This window comes from Anaerocolumna xylanovorans DSM 12503 (assembly GCF_900143645.1).
GTDB classification, from domain to species: domain Bacteria; phylum Bacillota; class Clostridia; order Lachnospirales; family Lachnospiraceae; genus Anaerocolumna; species Anaerocolumna xylanovorans.
The window spans coordinates 640489-657121 of sequence record NZ_FRFD01000003.1 but is presented as its reverse complement, the minus strand read 5'-3'; the positions used below and the strand labels follow the sequence as shown (position 1 = coordinate 657121).

Annotated in this window: 14 protein-coding genes; 3 read left to right on the top strand and 11 right to left on the bottom strand. The window is 39.7% G+C overall.

Features of this window, described 5'->3' with window-relative positions:
- Positions 1–12: 12 nt before the first annotated feature.
- The gene (locus BUF11_RS02925; RefSeq protein ID WP_073587285.1) at positions 13–729 is read left to right on the top strand and encodes an NAD-dependent protein deacylase; all 717 of its coding nucleotides are present in this window, start codon (positions 13–15) and stop codon (positions 727–729) included.
- Here the strand turns inward: BUF11_RS02925 and BUF11_RS02920 are convergent.
- Positions 718–1413 (bottom strand): cyclic nucleotide-binding domain-containing protein, encoded by a 696-nt coding sequence (locus BUF11_RS02920; protein WP_073587284.1) that lies wholly within the window; start codon positions 1411–1413, stop codon positions 718–720. The genes BUF11_RS02925 and BUF11_RS02920 overlap by 12 nt on opposite strands.
- A gap of 122 nt (positions 1414–1535) precedes the next feature.
- Between BUF11_RS02920 and BUF11_RS02915 the strand changes: the two genes are divergently transcribed.
- Entirely contained in the window at positions 1536–1958 is a 423-nt protein-coding gene (locus BUF11_RS02915) for a DMT family transporter (protein WP_073587283.1), read from the top strand.
- Positions 1959–1976: 18 nt separating this feature from the next.
- Positions 1977–2420 (top strand): DMT family transporter, encoded by a 444-nt coding sequence (locus BUF11_RS02910; protein ID WP_073587282.1) that lies wholly within the window; start codon positions 1977–1979, stop codon positions 2418–2420.
- On the opposite strand, the gene BUF11_RS02905 is transcribed toward BUF11_RS02910, so the two are convergent.
- The 10 genes from BUF11_RS02905 to BUF11_RS02860 form a co-directional block, all read right to left on the bottom strand.
- Complete coding sequence (locus tag BUF11_RS02905; protein ID WP_073587281.1) at positions 2410–4485, bottom strand: methyl-accepting chemotaxis protein; 2076 nt, start codon at positions 4483–4485, stop codon at positions 2410–2412. The two genes, BUF11_RS02910 and BUF11_RS02905, sit on opposite strands and share 11 nt — an antisense overlap.
- Positions 4486–4680: 195 nt before the next feature.
- Complete coding sequence (locus tag BUF11_RS02900) at positions 4681–6096, bottom strand: phosphoglucomutase/phosphomannomutase family protein (RefSeq protein WP_073587280.1); 1416 nt, start codon at positions 6094–6096, stop codon at positions 4681–4683.
- Positions 6097–6117: 21 nt separating this feature from the next.
- Positions 6118–8508, bottom strand: coding sequence for a GH36-type glycosyl hydrolase domain-containing protein (locus BUF11_RS02895; protein ID WP_073587279.1), 2391 nt, complete (start codon positions 8506–8508; stop codon positions 6118–6120).
- Positions 8509–8858: 350 nt separating this feature from the next.
- Positions 8859–9746, bottom strand: a complete 888-nt coding sequence (locus tag BUF11_RS02890) for a VIT1/CCC1 transporter family protein (protein ID WP_073587278.1) — start codon at positions 9744–9746, stop codon at positions 8859–8861.
- Between the two features lie 310 nt (positions 9747–10056).
- Positions 10057–10710, bottom strand: coding sequence for a hypothetical protein (locus tag BUF11_RS02885; RefSeq protein WP_139243250.1), 654 nt, complete (start codon positions 10708–10710; stop codon positions 10057–10059).
- Between the two features lie 311 nt (positions 10711–11021).
- Positions 11022–11819, bottom strand: coding sequence for an SDR family NAD(P)-dependent oxidoreductase (locus BUF11_RS02880; RefSeq protein ID WP_073587276.1), 798 nt, complete (start codon positions 11817–11819; stop codon positions 11022–11024).
- A 36-nt stretch (positions 11820–11855) separates the two neighbouring features.
- Positions 11856–12950, bottom strand: coding sequence for a GerMN domain-containing protein (locus tag BUF11_RS02875; protein ID WP_073587275.1), 1095 nt, complete (start codon positions 12948–12950; stop codon positions 11856–11858).
- Positions 12951–13208: 258 nt separating this feature from the next.
- Entirely contained in the window at positions 13209–15278 is a 2070-nt protein-coding gene (locus BUF11_RS02870; protein ID WP_073587274.1) for a DUF6449 domain-containing protein, read from the bottom strand.
- Positions 15253–16155, bottom strand: coding sequence for an ABC transporter ATP-binding protein (locus BUF11_RS02865; protein WP_073587273.1), 903 nt, complete (start codon positions 16153–16155; stop codon positions 15253–15255). Before BUF11_RS02865 ends, BUF11_RS02870 begins: the two co-directional genes overlap by 26 nt.
- 67 nt (positions 16156–16222) lie before the next feature.
- On the bottom strand, positions 16223–16585 hold the full coding sequence (locus BUF11_RS02860) for a GntR family transcriptional regulator (RefSeq protein WP_073587892.1): 363 nt from the start codon (positions 16583–16585) through the stop codon (positions 16223–16225).
- Positions 16586–16633 lie beyond the last annotated feature (48 nt).

The following is a 16633-nucleotide window of genomic DNA, read 5'->3' as shown; positions in this document are numbered from 1 at the left end:
GGAGATGAGAAAATGAAGGAAATAAATCAGCTAAAGGAATTCGTAGAAGAATGCAGCCATATTGTTTTCTTTGGCGGCGCAGGGGTATCCACGGAGAGCGGTATTCCCGATTTTCGCAGTGTGGATGGGCTTTACCATCTTAAATATGCCTATCCGCCGGAACAAATATTAAGCCATAGTTTCTTCTTAAGAAACACGGAGGCCTTTTTCCAATTCTATTATGACAAAATGCTCTATCCAAAAGCTCTGCCAAACATCACCCACAAGAAATTAGCCATGCTGGAAGAGTCCGGCAGATTAAACGCAGTCATAACCCAGAATATTGACGGTCTGCACCAAATGGCAGGCAGCAAAAATGTTATTGAGCTTCACGGCAGTGTCCACCGCAATTACTGCACAAAATGCGGTCATTTCTATAGTCTGCAGGAGGTAATTGATAAGGCTCCTATTCCTCTCTGCTCCTGTGGCGGAATCATAAAGCCTGATGTGGTACTTTATGAAGAAGCTTTAAACGAAGATATTATCAGCAAGGCAATTACAGCAATTTCCTCGGCTGATATGCTGATAATCGGAGGTACCTCCTTAAGCGTATACCCTGCCGCCGGTTTTATTCATTATTATTCCGGCAGCAAACTGGTGCTGATTAATAAATCCGCAACTCCTATGGATTCCAACGCGGATCTTCTCATAACCGGCTCTCTTGGTGAAGTTATGGAATCACTTATATAAATCTGCAGACAGCTCCATTAATGTCTCGTCCTCTATGACAAGATAGGAGCTGCCTTCTTTTTTCAATATCTTTCTATCACAGAAATCAGAGAGGGTTCTTAATAAATGCCTGTAACTTGTTCCAAGCAGCTCTGCAATTTCTGTCAGATTCTCATCAAAGCAGATGGCCGTTTTATTAAGTCTGGTAACCCTCTCTCCCGTAGTATAGATATAGCTGGCCAGACGATTTTCCAGGGGATATAAAAGATTTATGGAGCTGTTTTTGGAACAGCGGCTTAGCTTTCCGCCTAAGGAAGTGCATACATAACGAAGAAACTTGGCATCTTCCAACAGAAACTGCCTGACATTACGGTAGGATATACCGACACAGTAAGTATCCGCTATCGCCTGTACATTTGTCACTGCCTTGACACGGTCCACGGCCTCCAGATCCCCCAACACCTTAAACCCCTGATAAAAGCACAAAAGAAGGGATTTCCCATTGCTTAAGGAGGTAAATACCTTGGCTTTTCCATCTACCAAAAATAGCAGATAGGATATCTCCTCGCCTTCCTTTACCATGAATTCATTCTTCCTGTAAAAAAGGAGTTCCAGATAAGGGCTCATATCTTCTGTAAATATATTATTCATCTTATACCGCCTGACGTATTCCATCAGCTTTTCAGGGTCCTTCACTCTAAGCATATCCAAAAATTCTCCTCGTTTTTAATAATTCATTTTTCCCATTATGACATATGTCATAATCCTTCGCAATCTTTTTGTGTTACATTAAGAAAGAAGTTATAAAAGTTTTATAAGGAGGATATATGAATTATATTATTTCATTGATAGTAGGAGCATTGACTTCTATCATGATATTCTTTAACGGCAGCCTGTCGGATGGCTATGGAAACCTTACATCTACCGTGCTCATTCATCTGGTGGGATTAATTGCCATCCTGTTAACCCTGTTAATAACACGTTCAAAAATGAAACTGCCAAAGGGCCTTCCTCTTTACCTCTACAGTGCCGGCTTTGTAGGAATTGGAACTGTTATGCTGACAAATTTAAGCTACCTTAAGCTGGGAGTATCCTTACCCCTGGCACTTGGACTTCTTGGGCAGACAGTATTTTCACTGCTTACGGACCATTTTGGCCTCTTTGGTATGAAAATGGTAAAAATCAATCCCAAGAAGCTTATCGGTCTTGGGATTATTGGTATCGGTATCTTTATTATGTCATTCCAATAATATTGAAAGGAGCATTTTATGCTGGTAATTTATATCATTCTATCCATCTTGGCAGGTGTTACCGTAGTACTTGGCAGAATCTTAAATGCCAAACTTGCGGAAAAAATCGGAACCATCCAGGCCACTGTAATCAATTATGTAGTTGGGATTTTTTTCTCAGCCATCTTTTTATTAATCCTGAACAGAGGTCTTCATTTTACCTCTTCCCAGTCCTCTATTCCCTTATGGGCTTATTTAGGAGGTATTCTGGGCGTTGCCATTATAATGATTTCCAATTATACAACGCCCCGTGTTCCTGCCTTTTATCTTACACTTTTGGTTTTCTTAGGCCAGCTGGCTGTCGGCATCCTGATAGACTGGCTCATTTCAAAGGACTTTTCCCTTTATAAGCTTATCGGAAGCCTCTTTGTGGTTGCCGGTTTTACTTACAATCTTCTGCTGGATAAGAAAGCTACAAAATAAAGCTGTTTATGGATTCGTCAAGGCCTGCTATGTCTTCCTTTAATTTGTTTGCAGCATTACTTAGCTCTTTCGCTGACCTTAACTGACCGCCTGCAGAACTGTATATCTGTTCTGCTACAGTGGCTGTCTCTCCCACTACGGTGGATATATTCTCAAGGACAGTATATGTTTCTTTCTTGGCTTCTTCGATTTCCTGAATTCCTGCCGTCAGCTCTAACAGAGATTGATTCAAATGCTCTACATGGCTGCTGATATCATGGAAGGAACCAATCGTGCGGTGTATTGCCTCTGTCTGCCCTTTTACCGTATTCTGTGCCTCTTTTGCCGTATGGGCAGTTTCTACTGTCCTTGACTGAATATCCTTGATAATCTCTGTAATACTTTTGGAAGCTGCTAAGGATCTCTCTGCCAGCTCCCTGATTTCTTCCGCAACTACACCAAATCCTTTTCCATAGAAACCTGCCCTTGATGCTTCGATGGAAGCATTCAGTGAAAGAAGCGTAGTCTGTCCTGCAATGGAATTAATAACAGAAACAATATTTTCAATGTCCCCTGATTTTTTACTTAATTCTTCGATGTTGGAAATAACCTTGCCTGTTATATCAGTGGTTGCCCTGGCACTTGATCCCAAATCATCCACAATACGCAAACCATTCTCTGTTATTGCGATTGTCCCCTGAACGTCCCGCTCAATCTCCCCTGTGTTCTCATAAACTCTCCCCACCTTATCTGACAAAACAGACATCTGATTCAGGCATCCTGCCGTATCACGGGCCTGCTGTATTGCACCTCTTTCAATACCTCCGATTGCTTTTGTAATATCCTTTGTTGAGCCATAAAATTTCTCAAACATCAAGGTCATCTCTATTGCCGAATTTGCGGCAGTCGTGCTGGTCGCCTCTGCCTTCCTAATCAGCATTCTCATGCTCTCTAACATTTGGTTTGAGGCATCTGCCAACAGAGAAAATTCATCCTTTCTCTTTATTACTATATTTCCGGTTAAGTCTCCTGCCGAAGCTTTCTTAAACTCTCCTGCCATAAACCGAATTGTTTTTCCGATTCCTTTTGCCATACCATTTCCAATGAATACAGCAATAATGCAGGCTGCCAGTACAAAAGCTGCAGCAGTTCTCTTAATATCATTTGCCTGCTTTAATATAAGCGTTTCAGGTACAAGTCCGCATACCATTGAACCGGATTCTTCTACCTTTGCATAAACGAACAGATATTCTGTTCCTTTGTAGGTTACATAGCTGCTTCCGCTGGTGTCTGTTCCGGTCAAAGCCTTTTTATAAAATTTTTCCTTTAAAAATACTGTCTCATCCGCTTTCTGCCCGGATATTTCTCTCCCATCCGAGGTGATAAACGCACTTATGCTGTCTTCTCCTAAGTCAATCCCCTTTAGTACTTTCTGCATTTTACTCAATCCAATATCGGCAACAATATAAGCTATTACTTTACTTTCCTGACTCTTTACCTGCTTAATGAAGGATATACCATATTCGGTATCCTTTGTCCGCAGCTCGCCATCTATAAACTCATGGGTGCCTGCCCATTCGGTATCTTTACCGCTTTCTATTAGAGTTTTTCCCTCCTTGGATTCTGCAAATTGTGTAAACAGACCCTGCCTTACTGTTCCTGCCTTCGTAGTTATCCCTACCCCATGTGCAGAAAAAATATGGACCTGATTTATAAATTCATCAGCGGTCAGCATTGTTATAATTGCCTTATGTACCCCTTTATTACTCCCATATTCTGATTTATCCGCCAGTTTATCACTTGCAGCCAATTGTCCGATAGAGGCCTCTGCGGATGTAAGCATCAAATCGAAATAATTGCCCGTTGACCTAATCGTATTCCCCGCAACCATTTCATAGTTGTCTCTGCTTTCATTCAAAACCTTTTGATAGGCTGCGATTCCAAAAAGAACTATGAGAATAACCGGTACTGCAAATGCTCCAATTAGTTTTCCTCTGATTCTTTTGGCATTTTTCTTTTTAATTGATTTTTCCTTCTTAATTATTTTCTTCCTTTCAACTTCTCTTTGGCGGACAGCAATTTGCATAAATTTTACCAGCTTTCATTAGAAAAATCCTCGATTATTTGTCACATTTACATTATAATGGTATATTTTTGTTAAAACATCCTACTTTTTTGACATTATTTGTACAGATTTGTTATAATGTTTGAAATAATTCACAAAAAGCCATGCAGCAGGCACTCCTGCAGCATGGCTTTATGCTATTCCACCTATATTTACTTATTGCAGCTGAAGAAAATCTTCCACTACTTCACATACCAATCTTGCCTGTCCGGCCTTTGGCATCTCACAGAATATTCTAAGCAAAGGTTCTGTACCGGAAAAACGAATAATAATCCAACCGCCATTTTCAAAATACACTTTACAACCGTCAAGATAAGATACTTTTTCAACATCAAAAGGAAGATGCGGTAATTGACGTTCTATCATAAGAGTATGGTAAATGTCTTCTTTTCTTTCCTGGCTGAATTTATAATCCTTCTCTTCCAGATAAATAGTTCCGTATTCGTCCTCTATTTCCTTGGCAATTTCTGATAATTTCTTACCTGTTACGCAAATCATCTCTACCAGCAGGGCTGCTGCATAAATGCCGTCTTTACCGTTAATATGTCCCTTAACGGTAAGACCTCCGGAGGATTCTCCTCCAATTATTGCATCCTTTTCGTTCATTTTAGCAGAAATATGTTTAAATCCAACAGGTACCTCATAGCAAGTCTCACCGAAGCTTTCAGCTACACGGTCAAGCATATGGGTAGTGGCAAGATTTCTTACAGCAGGACCTTTCCAGCATTTATACTTTAACAGGTAATAATAGAGCAATACCAAAATATCATTGGGGTGCAGGAATTTTCCGGTATCATCAATAATACCGATACGGTCTGCATCTCCGTCTGTTGCAATTCCGATGTCAGCTTTTTTGTCTAATACACTGTTTTGAAGGCTTCTTAAGGTCTGGGCAGAAGGTGAAGGAAGCTTTCCTCCAAAGAGGGTATCGTGTCTTTCATGTATTGTACTTACATCACATCTGGCCGTTAGGAGAATCGTCTTTAAGGAAGTCTCACTAACACCATACATAGGGTCCAGTACCACCCTTAAGCCTCTGTTGCGTATTGCCTGCATATCTACTGTATTGATGATATTATCCAGATATTCATTTAAAGGATTAATTTCCTCAATAAGTCCAGCCGCAAGAGCCGCATCATATTCCATAGGGCATATTTCATCTGCGTTTACTTTTTCAATATACTTCTCAATATCGGCGGTCTGTAATTCATCAGCATCCCTGCCGCCGTAAGTGAATACTTTAATACCGTTGTAAATGGCCGGATTATGGCTTGCCGTAATCATCATACCATAATGGAAACCGTGAACCATACAGTAATACATAATCAAAGGAGTAGGTGAGGATCTGTTAATAAGAGAGGCTTTGATTCCTTCCTTTGCAAAAACTTCCGCCGCCCATCTCATGGCTTCCTTGGAAAGAAATCTTCTGTCATAGCCGAAAACGATGCCATCGTCGCATACGCCCTCTGCTTTCATCTTGTCCGCCATTGCTTTCGCCAGTACCTGTATGTTTGCTTTAGTGAACTCTTCTCCTATTATGGCTCTCCATCCACCTGTACCAAACTTTATCATAATTTTCTCCTCCCTGTAAGCTTAACCCATAATTACAGTAACATGAGTTTCACTTCCTCTTTCCTGTGCCGGTATTTTATCTACCTTCTCACCATTTAGTAAGATTTCCTTAACGCCCTTCATTACACCGTCAGGATTCTTAACTGCTATATGATAAACTGCTCCTCTCCACTCTCTTTGAACCTCGAATCCCTTCCAATCTGCCGGAATACAAGGATCAACTGTCAAGGAGTCAAAATCCGGTCTGATTCCTAACATATATCTGGTAGCAGAGAAATATGCCCAGCCGCCGGTTCCTGTCATGAAAGGATGTCTTGCCCTTCCAAAAGCGGTATGGTCCCTGCCCACGATAAACTGGCAGTAAGAGTAAGGCTCTGCTTCTCTGGTTTCTATGATATCGTTCTGATTATAAGGAGAAAGTGCATCATAGAACTTCATTGCTCTGTCTCCGCGTCCAAGCTTACACTCGGCAGCCCATGCCCAGGGATTGGGATGGCTAAAGATTGCACCGTTTTCTTTCAGTCCCGGATATACTCTTGTTACAAAGCCGATATCCTCATCGGGAACCGTATAGGAAGGACCGTTAAGCATAATGCCATAAGGTGTATAAAGGTACTTATCAATGGAATCCATTGCCTTCTTACCCTTTTCCTCATCAGCCGCACCGGAAAGTACTGCCCATGTATTGGATTCCAGATGGATTTTTCCTTCCTTATCTTCCATGGTACCAATCTTCTTGCCATTCTTTGTAATACCTCTGATATACCATTCTTCATCCCAAAGAACTTCGTCACAGGCTTTCTTAACCTGTTCTTTCATATCAGTATATTTTTTGATATCTTCTGCATTTCCAAGGTAAGCCGCTGCCTCTAAGAAATTGCCCAGTGCCCAGTAGTGCAGGAAAGATACCATGGCACTCTCGCCGCCGCCTAAGTTCAAGCAGTCATTCCAGTCAGCTCTAAGTCCCTTGCAGATACCGGAAGCTCCAATCTGCTCATGGGAAAAGTCAAGTATCTTCTTCATATGCTCATAAACACTTCCACTGCCGCCGTCTGCATAGGTAATTACTTCATTTAAGAAATCAAACTCTCCGGTTTCCTTTACAAACTCAACGATGGAACTAACAAGCCACAGAGCGTCATCGGAGCAGGCATCATCTAAACCGTGAATCATATCATTCTTATTCGGTGCAGGAACAACTGTCGGTGATTTAAAAGGCTTCGCAGAATTATCCGGATCAAACCACTCCGGCTGGAATAAGTGCAAGCCATAGCCCTTGGAAACCAAACCTCTTAACAGCTCTACCAGTCTTTGACGGCATTTTGCCGGATTGGAATGAGGTACTGTCATGGCATCCTGTGCGGTATCGCGGTAGCCAAGGCCTGTTCTTCCGCCCACCTCAATGAAAGAAGCGAAACGTGAGAACATAACATTAATTTCTGCCTGGTATAGTGTCCAGATATTAATAAGTGTATTCATGCCTTCATTGGGAGTCTTAATCTGAAGCTTCTCTGTTTTTGCTTCCCAATACTTAGCCAAATCTCCAAAAGCTTTATCAACGGTATTCGTATCGGAATATTTCGTCCGCATAACACGTCCGGCTTCTCTGTCCCCTTCTCCCAACAGGAAAATAAGCCTTGTCTTTTCACCGGGCATTAATTTCAACTTCTTATGAAGAGTTCCGCAATGATTGCTGCCCTTCTCAAAGCTTCCTTCACAATATCCTCTTTCCACTGCCACAGGATTGGTCTCTGTACGGTATAAACCAATGAACTTATCTCTTAAACAGTCAAAGCCATCCGGGGCAAAGTTAGAAGTAAAGTACTGATATCCAAACTCCTCATAGAATAAATCATGTTCAATAATGCCGTCTTCATAAGAAGAACCTGCCGCATAATTACTCATCTGGAAATTACGGTTATCCATATCAATATGATGATAAGAGAACTCAAGGTAAGAAAATACACTTAAGTCTTTCACTTCATTGCTGGTATTCTCAACTGTAACATCCCATATCTCTACGCTGTCTTCCAGAGGAATAAACAGTTTTTGTTCTGCCTTGATTCCCTGATACTCACACTGATATTTCGTATAGGATAAACCATGACGGCAAGTATAGGAAGCCTCTGTAAGCGGTTTGCCAACGGGCTGCCATGAAATACTGAAATAATCACCGGTTTTGTCATCTCTTAAATAAACATAATGTCCCGGTCTGTCCATAGGAATACTGTTAGCACGAAAACGTGTTATCCTGTGGTATTCCGGAGTCTTATAAAACATATATCCGCCGGCTGTATGATTTACTACAGCACATAAATCCTTTACTCCTAAATAATTTGTCCATGATGTCGGCAGATCCAGTCTTTCTATTACATATTCCTTATTTGCATTATCGAAATAGCCATACCTCATATGTAGTTACACCTCCTGATTTCATTACTTATCATTATATTCCATTAAGCTTCCGATAGGTATTGCCAAGTGTGTGAATATTTGTTTTTTATTGTCCAGACTATAAAAATAGCCAATAAATAACCCATTATAGGCCATTTATTGGCTATTTTTTCTTAATGGCGTATTATTTCAGATAAAATTTCATTGTTAAAACTAAACCCCATGCATATCGCAGGCTTGCTTGCGATACTGCTTAAATAGAAAGTGAAAAATGTCTTTTATTTTTCACACTAACACCCATGCATTTCGCAAGTTTACTTGCGAAACTGCCTAAATTAAAAGTGAAAAATGTCTTTTTATTTTTCACACTAAACCTCTATGCCCAGAAATTTTTTAACCAGAAGGCCGATTACAAAAGAGGCCGCTGCCACAGACAGGCTGATTAAACTCATCTCAAGGAATTTCTTTTTAAAGGAAATGGACTTTGCAACAGAGATATAGTAATTAAATGCGGCAATTATAATAATGACTGCTGCCAGCATGATTAAAAGTGCTGTAACAAATCTGTTATCAGGCAAAAGTAAGTAAGGAAGTATAAGGATAACAACTGTTAATAAATAAGCAGCCCCTGTATATAAAGAAGATTTTATGGGGTTTTTCCCTTCTTCATGCTTCACCGAAAGATATTCTGAAGAAGCCATAGACAAGGTAGCTGCAATTCCGGTTATCAATCCCGCAAGGGATATCAGGCGGTTGCTCTGCATAGCAAAGGTCCAGCCGGCCAGGCTTCCCGTGAATTCCACCAGAGCGTCATTTAACCCCAATACCATGGAACCGGCATACTTTAGCTTTTCCTCATCAATCATGTCTATAAGCTCACTCTCATGCTCCATTTCATCCTGCAAAAGGATTTTTATGTCCGGAATCTGCACAGCCAGCTCTCTTTCCAGCTTTTCACCAAACATTCCCTTAAATTCCGTCAGGGAATTTTCCATTTTCTTTATAATAAAGGTGTAGCCTAATATTCTGGCAAGAATAACATACCAGTAGACAATAAACATATTGGGCTTCACATCACACTTGGTATATTGTTTCCATATTTCATAATGCTTTTGTTCTTCACCGGCGATTTTAAGTAATGTGTCCCTGTCATTCTTATCTTTTACAAACCTGGCAATTTTTACATAAACATAGTACTCCAGCAATTCGTCTGCCTGAAATCCCTTTATGGTCTTCATAAAATTCTCACTTTTCATTTTCTCCTCCTCTCTGGGGTTTTTATCTTACTAAATATAGTTAACATAGCTCCCATGGCATAAACTATCTGCACGCAGATGATTTACTGCCTCAAATCAGGGTTTGAAACATATTTTGAATTTTAAAACTGTGTCTTGTGATTACATTTTCATTCTGCAAATATCCATAACAATTACTTTATATTTAATTGTATGCAATTTTATTGAAATGTCAATGGCAAATGTCCTGATTTATAAAAATGAGGTATCCAAAGCGCTTCACATTCTTTGGATACCTCATATAGTATTATCATAAATTTGCTTTTAAAGTTTATTTTGCTTTTGCAACTTTCTTTGTTGCTGCAAAAATGCCTGTGCAACCAACAAGTGCTGCCATGCAAATATAAATCAATGTTGCAGATTCACCGGTCTTAGGTGTCTCTGCTGCCACAGCTGTATCCGTTGCCGCAGTTGTATCAGCTGCCTTTGCATCCTCTGTAACAGCCGCACCACCAAGGGTAGAAGCAGCATCATCGGATAAGAATATTTCTTTTACCGTATATACGCTGGAACCGCCGTCAAGTCCCGTTAAATTCACCCAGCCAATAGTTGTGATACCCTGATCTTTCACGGGTAAAACTACATCCTGGTAGTCTTCTGTCAGCGTTACGCCTAAATCAGCAAGATTAAAGGTATATGTATCGGAAACTGCTATCTGAGCCTTTGCTGTGTCACCTGTAGCTTTCACAACAACATGAAGATAAGGTGCACTTACTTCAGCATCACCCATATTTAACTGTGTCCAGTTACCAGGTCCCTGCACTGTTCCATCAACAGCCTCTCCTGCATTGATAAATCCGCCTGTAGGAAATTCACCATCCTTCATAAGTTCAGTTGTTGCGGCAGATACCTTAAATGACATTGCCATAAATAACCCCATAGCTACAAGCATAGCTGCCGTCCCTTTTCTTAATAACTTTTTCATAAAAATACCCATGCCCTTTCCTGTACCTGCAAATTTTGGACCACAGGCACAAATTTGCGTGTGAAAAATTTATTATTTATACTAATTTACTTTTTTCACACTAATATAATTGGTTTTACGTTAAACCTATTAATCTTACACCTATCCGCATTCCATTGTACATATCGTATAGATTTAACGTTCAACTACATGCTATCATTTGTGGTTAATTATGTCAATGGTTTTTTATTTTCTTTTTCAATTATTTAATACGCTATTATATCCTCGGCAAAAACAGTCATATTAAACAATTTATACAATATTTCTTTTCTTTATTTATCCGCAGGCTTTCCTTCTCTTAGCTTGGATTGAATCTGGTCGATCATAGTAAGTACCAATCCCCTGGGAGCTAATTTTGCTCCAAGTACCAAAAGTTTATTTGACAGTCCCTCTACCGCAACTGTTTTTCCTCTCATAAGTGCCTTATAGCCATATACCGCAACTTTCCTGGCACTTGTCACCTTAAGGGAATGAAACAGCTTAGAGTTAACAAGCCCTGCTGCATTTTCAAAATTCGTACTGGTGGGTCCCGGACAAAGGGCTGTTACTGTAACATTACTTTTTCTGACTTCCCTTGATACTGCCTGTGAAAAGGACAGAACTGCCGCTTTCGTAGCATAATATACAGACATATTAGGTCCTGGCAGAAAAGCAGCTGTTGAAGCAAGATTTAATATCTTTCCCTCTCCTCTTTCTACCATAGCCGGTAAAAAAAGCCTCGTCATATGCATTAGAGCCGTTATATTAAGCTGTATCATAAAATACTGCTTCTCCCATTCCGAATGGGCAAATTCCTTATAATCACCAAAACCGGCATTATTGACAAGTACATCAACTTCTCTGCCCTTTAGTTCTTCCCATATTTCTTCCGGTGCCTCTAAATTGGTTAAGTCTTTCTCTATAACTGTAACAGCAACCCCATACTGCTTATCCAGTTTTTTAGAAAGACCAACCAATAATTCTTTGCTTCTTGCTATCAATACGAGATCATATCCTTGTTTCGCAAATAAAATAGCCAGTTCCCGGCCAATTCCCTTTGATGCGCCTGTTATCAATGCTGTTTTTCTCATATGCCCATCCCTTTCTTTCTATTGTTATTTAATCCTCTATTGGCTGACCTTTAAGGTCTCTCCCTTTTTCAAAAGAATGTGCCCTGACTCATAGGGCTTTTGCTCCACAGTAAGGCATATTTCCTTTGCATCATAATAGCCTCCAAGGGTATCGGCAATCGCCTGCAAAATAAGCTGCTCAAAGCCTGCTCCCGCATTCATGTCGGTTATAAGTTCCTTGGAGAAATCGGCATACACGATATCATCGCTGCCTTTATATAAGGAATTTAGATTTGTTTTTAAGCTGATTAAACCCTGACTTGCTTCATGCTTTTCCCTTAGCAGCTCCTGCATCTTAAGACGGGTTATGTCATTGGTATAGAATTTCAGTGTTTTCTCTTCTTTTTGCACCTTCTCATCTCCATTAGGATAGTAGACTGTAAGGTTTTGCTCTAAGGGAGTTTCTTTTATTTCCTTTAAGGAAGAAGTGACTGCCAGACCGTCCGAATTATATTCCCTTTTGATCAGTCCTATATCCTTGGCATAATACTCCTTCATCTCACCGCCATTTTCCTCTGTTGTCACCTCTATTGCCGTAAACTTTCCAAGAGGAACACTGATTTCTTTCTCCATATCAGATATATAGCGCTTTCTTCCATCCGCCAGAGTCCATTCTGTGCCTTTCTCCAGGGGGCCCATTAATAGCACTTCCGGTTCTTCCACGCTGTTGATTTTCAAAAGATTGTCCCGGTAATAATTTTCTTCCTTGCTTACGATAATGGCAATACTTGAACTGTTCCCTTCTATTACCTGAACCGTTTCTGTCCCCCCATTGTCTGTACGAAGCTGTATCCTGCCGCTGTCCTTATCCTGATAATCTGTATAACTCCAGAAGGACGCATATTCATTTCCTTCTCCCTCATAAAAATACTGTTTATTTTCCCTGTACGGAAAATAATCCAGAACATTTGCCTTATTTCCCTCCTCTTCCTGACTGTCAGAGGTATCTACTATCTTGTCCGTTGTAACTGCAGGTGTTTCCGATATATTATCCTGCGGCAGGGTATTATCCTTCTCCTCTGCCTTCTCCCTGCATGACATCAGAATTGCCATCTGAAAGAGCAACAGAGCGACTATCATAATCTTTTTCATATTAATATTTATGCCTTTCCTGTCCCTGCAAGCTTTGGGCCGCAGACACAAATTTGCGTGTGAATCATGCTTTTCAATAATTCACACTAACCTCTTTCCTGAATATCCAACCTTTGATTTACTATTCGTTAATTTGTAGTTGAAAAATAAATTTTATTTTTCTTTATAATAATAGAGCGGGGTATAATGTCCCCCACTCTAATATTATACCATATTCTTTATTTTTAAACACAATCAGGAAAAATACTCAAAAGAATATTAATGCAAGTCCTTTAATACAAAGTCCGGTATATTATTCTTTGAAAAATAATACAATTCTACTGTTTCATTGCCATAACTATCCGTATTAAATATTATCTTGACCGTAAAATCATAATCCGGAGACAGTACTCCGCGGAATTCGTCACAATAAGCTGCCGGTATAGCCGCCTGAAAAATTTCTCCTATCTGGTCTTTTCCAGTATAGTCAGCTTGTTGAATCTCTGTTCCCTTATCATTTATATTTTTGTCCCCCAAGTAAATCGTATCCTGATTTTCGGTCTGCTTCATTACAATTATCTTTTTAATATCTTTTGCATTTGTCTGATTATAATTTTGAAAGCCATGAGCCGACAAAAATTCTTTCGTTTTTGTAAATTCAGGGAATATGTGATATTCAAAAGAGTATCCATCAATTAATGTAAACCGAAGAGTTGCCAGCGGCTTGCCTTTAATAATTTCATCAATTGTAAGTGTTTTTAGTTCTTCTTTGTATATAGCAAGTAATTCCGCCGTTTCCGCTTCCGTAAGGGTAAAATATTTCTCTTCTATAGAATTATAAGCAGAAACGGAAGTAATATATTCATTCTTCCAACGATAAATCGGATAATGTCCCTCCTTAAAGTCACTGTTTTCATAAACCTGCTTTACTAAAGACAAATCCTTGTCGTAAACCGCGGCGTAGTTGCGTATTACAGTCCTTCCATTTTTAAGATGGAAAGCTACCATAGCACTATAGCTCTTATCTGAACCCTCCTCCGTCTTTTTGCTCTCCTTCATGCCAAGCTTTGCTATTTCATAAGCAGCATCAAAATCCTTCAGCCTCATATATTTTATTTCGTATTGAAAGGCAGAATTATACGTATATCCTGTACCTGTCTGGTTTATTTCCAGAAAGTTTCTGCCGCTATCAATATCAGGCATACCTATGCTCATAGAAGCCACCCTATCCTTATCCGGCAGGTAGGTATCATAAGAGATGAGGTCAAAGCGGAAAATGCATACAATTACAGCAGTTGCAAATGCATATACCGCCAACCCTTTTCTGTGAGTGAAAGCTTTCTTTAAATCAAACTGATAGATAATTTCAATGATTGCTCCAAATATTAAAAAGATCAGCAATAGACCAAATATCATCCATCCGTCCGAATGGACATTGGCGGCGTTTCTGAATATCATGCCGCCTCCAAGGGTTATTGGTATGATAAGCAAGAATTTGATAATCGGTTTAGCTATCCCAAAGGCCATTGCCTTACCTGCCGCTTCCGAAGGGCGCTTTTTATAAAGTATGAGAGAGAACACAAGCAGCAAAAGAATAACTGCCGCTGTCATAAGGATACTTAGAGCAATTCCGTCATAATTACCGTTTTTAATCTGCTGTGATTTGTAAATATATTTTCCTATGGGAGACAGGAATTCAAATATCCTGCTTTCATTGCTGTTTAACAAATAGGTCTTAAAGAATTCATGGCAATACATATCCTTTATCGCCATAATAAAGGGTCCGTAAGCAAAAAATACTCCAATGCCAAGAAGGCTTACAATTCCGTTTCCGGTAAGCATTATTGCCAGAACAGTTAAAGTATAAAGTAAAAGAAAATACAACAGGTTCACTAAAAGAGCCTGGAAACCTGCAATTACGATACCGGAACGCAGATATCCTCCGGTAAAGAGTACCACAAAGTTCAATATCATACTTATAAAATAAGGCAGGAAATATAGCAGTATGCCGTCGAAAAAGTTTACCAAAAACAGAGTTTCTCTTTTAACCGGCACACTGTGAAAAAAATCTACTTTCTTTTTAGAATGCAGGTAGAAATATCCACTGCAGGCACATATGAGAGCCCCTGCAATTGCAATCAGATACTGGAGGATAAATCCAGGGCCTATGACCGCCGACATTTCTTTTACCAAATATTTAACTCCCATAATATCTGTCATGCTTTCCATAGTCAGTGCCAGCCATATGGGGCCAAACAGGAAAAATACCAGCATTGACAAGGCAGCAACCCACATTCTTCTCTTTATGTCTTCTTTTTGAAGTTTAAAAAATAAGTTTCTTGATGTCATAACCTGCCACCTCCGTTTCGCTGATAAAAATCTCCTCCAAAGAAAGAGGAAGAACTTCTGAAAATACGGGATTGTGCTTTTCTATTTTAGCAATAATCTCTTCTCTGCTGCCTCTTGCCGTTATAGTATAAAGAGAGCCTCTTCTTTCTGTTTTAAGGATATCCGTATCACCAAAAAGCTCTTTTAACTCTACTTCTTCTTTAAATACACACTGTATCTTATGAATACTAAGCTTCATGTCAAAAAGATCCTTTGACAATAAAATTCCGCCTCTATGCAATAATCCCACATGATCGCAGATATCCTCAAGCTCCCTTAAATTATGGGAAGCGATTACAGGAGTTAAGCCTCTTTCTGCAATCTCCTTTGCAAACAGGCTCTTTACAGCCTGGCGCATAACCGGATCAAGTCCGTCAAAGGTTTCATCACAAAGAAGATATTTGGTGTTGGCGCAAATTCCCAAAAGTACAGTAAGCTGTTTTTTCATACCCTTTGAAAAAGTATTTATTTTGCGCCTGCTATCCAATCCAAACTTCTTCATCAGCTCTTCAAAACGCTGCTCATCAAAACCAGTGTAAATAACTTTATAATAATTTTTCAAATCTCCCGGCGTACTGTTACTGAAAAAATAACTATCATCCGAAATATAAAATAACAGCTTCTTGGCATCCATATTTTCATATGCCGGATAGCCATCCACTTTGATGGTCCCTTCATCGGGCCTTAGAACCCCTGCCACCATCCGTAAAAAAGTACTTTTACCAGCCCCGTTGGTTCCAACAAGCCCAAAGACCTCTCCCTCTTTGATGACAGCATTAATATTATCCACAGCCTTAATGGAATCAAACCGCTTCGTCAGGCATTGCGCTTCTATCATATTAACCTCTTTTCTAAATATCCAATCTTTGATTTGATATTCCTAAATACCAGTCTCCAATTTAAACTTACTTTTCATACACTTCTTCGACTTTCTTTATAACCTGGTCTTTCTCTATGCCAATTTCTTTCGCTTCTCTCAAAATCTCGGCAACCGAACACAGCAAATCATTCTTCCTGATATCTACCAGATGTTCCGTATCAGCAATAAAGCTTCCTCTGCCCTTAACGGTATAAATAAAACCCTTTCGTTCCAATTCCATGTAAGCTCTTTGAATGGTATTCGGATTTATTGACAATTCCATAGCCAGATTACGCACGGAAGGAAGCTGCTCTTTCGGCAATAATCCACCCTTTAGAATTAACTCTTCAAACCGTTCCTCCACCTGTTCATAGATTGGTCTGCGGTCTTTATAGTCAATGATTATCATAAGGCACTCCTTTCTCTGTGTAATCCACACCTGTATATGAAGTGTACT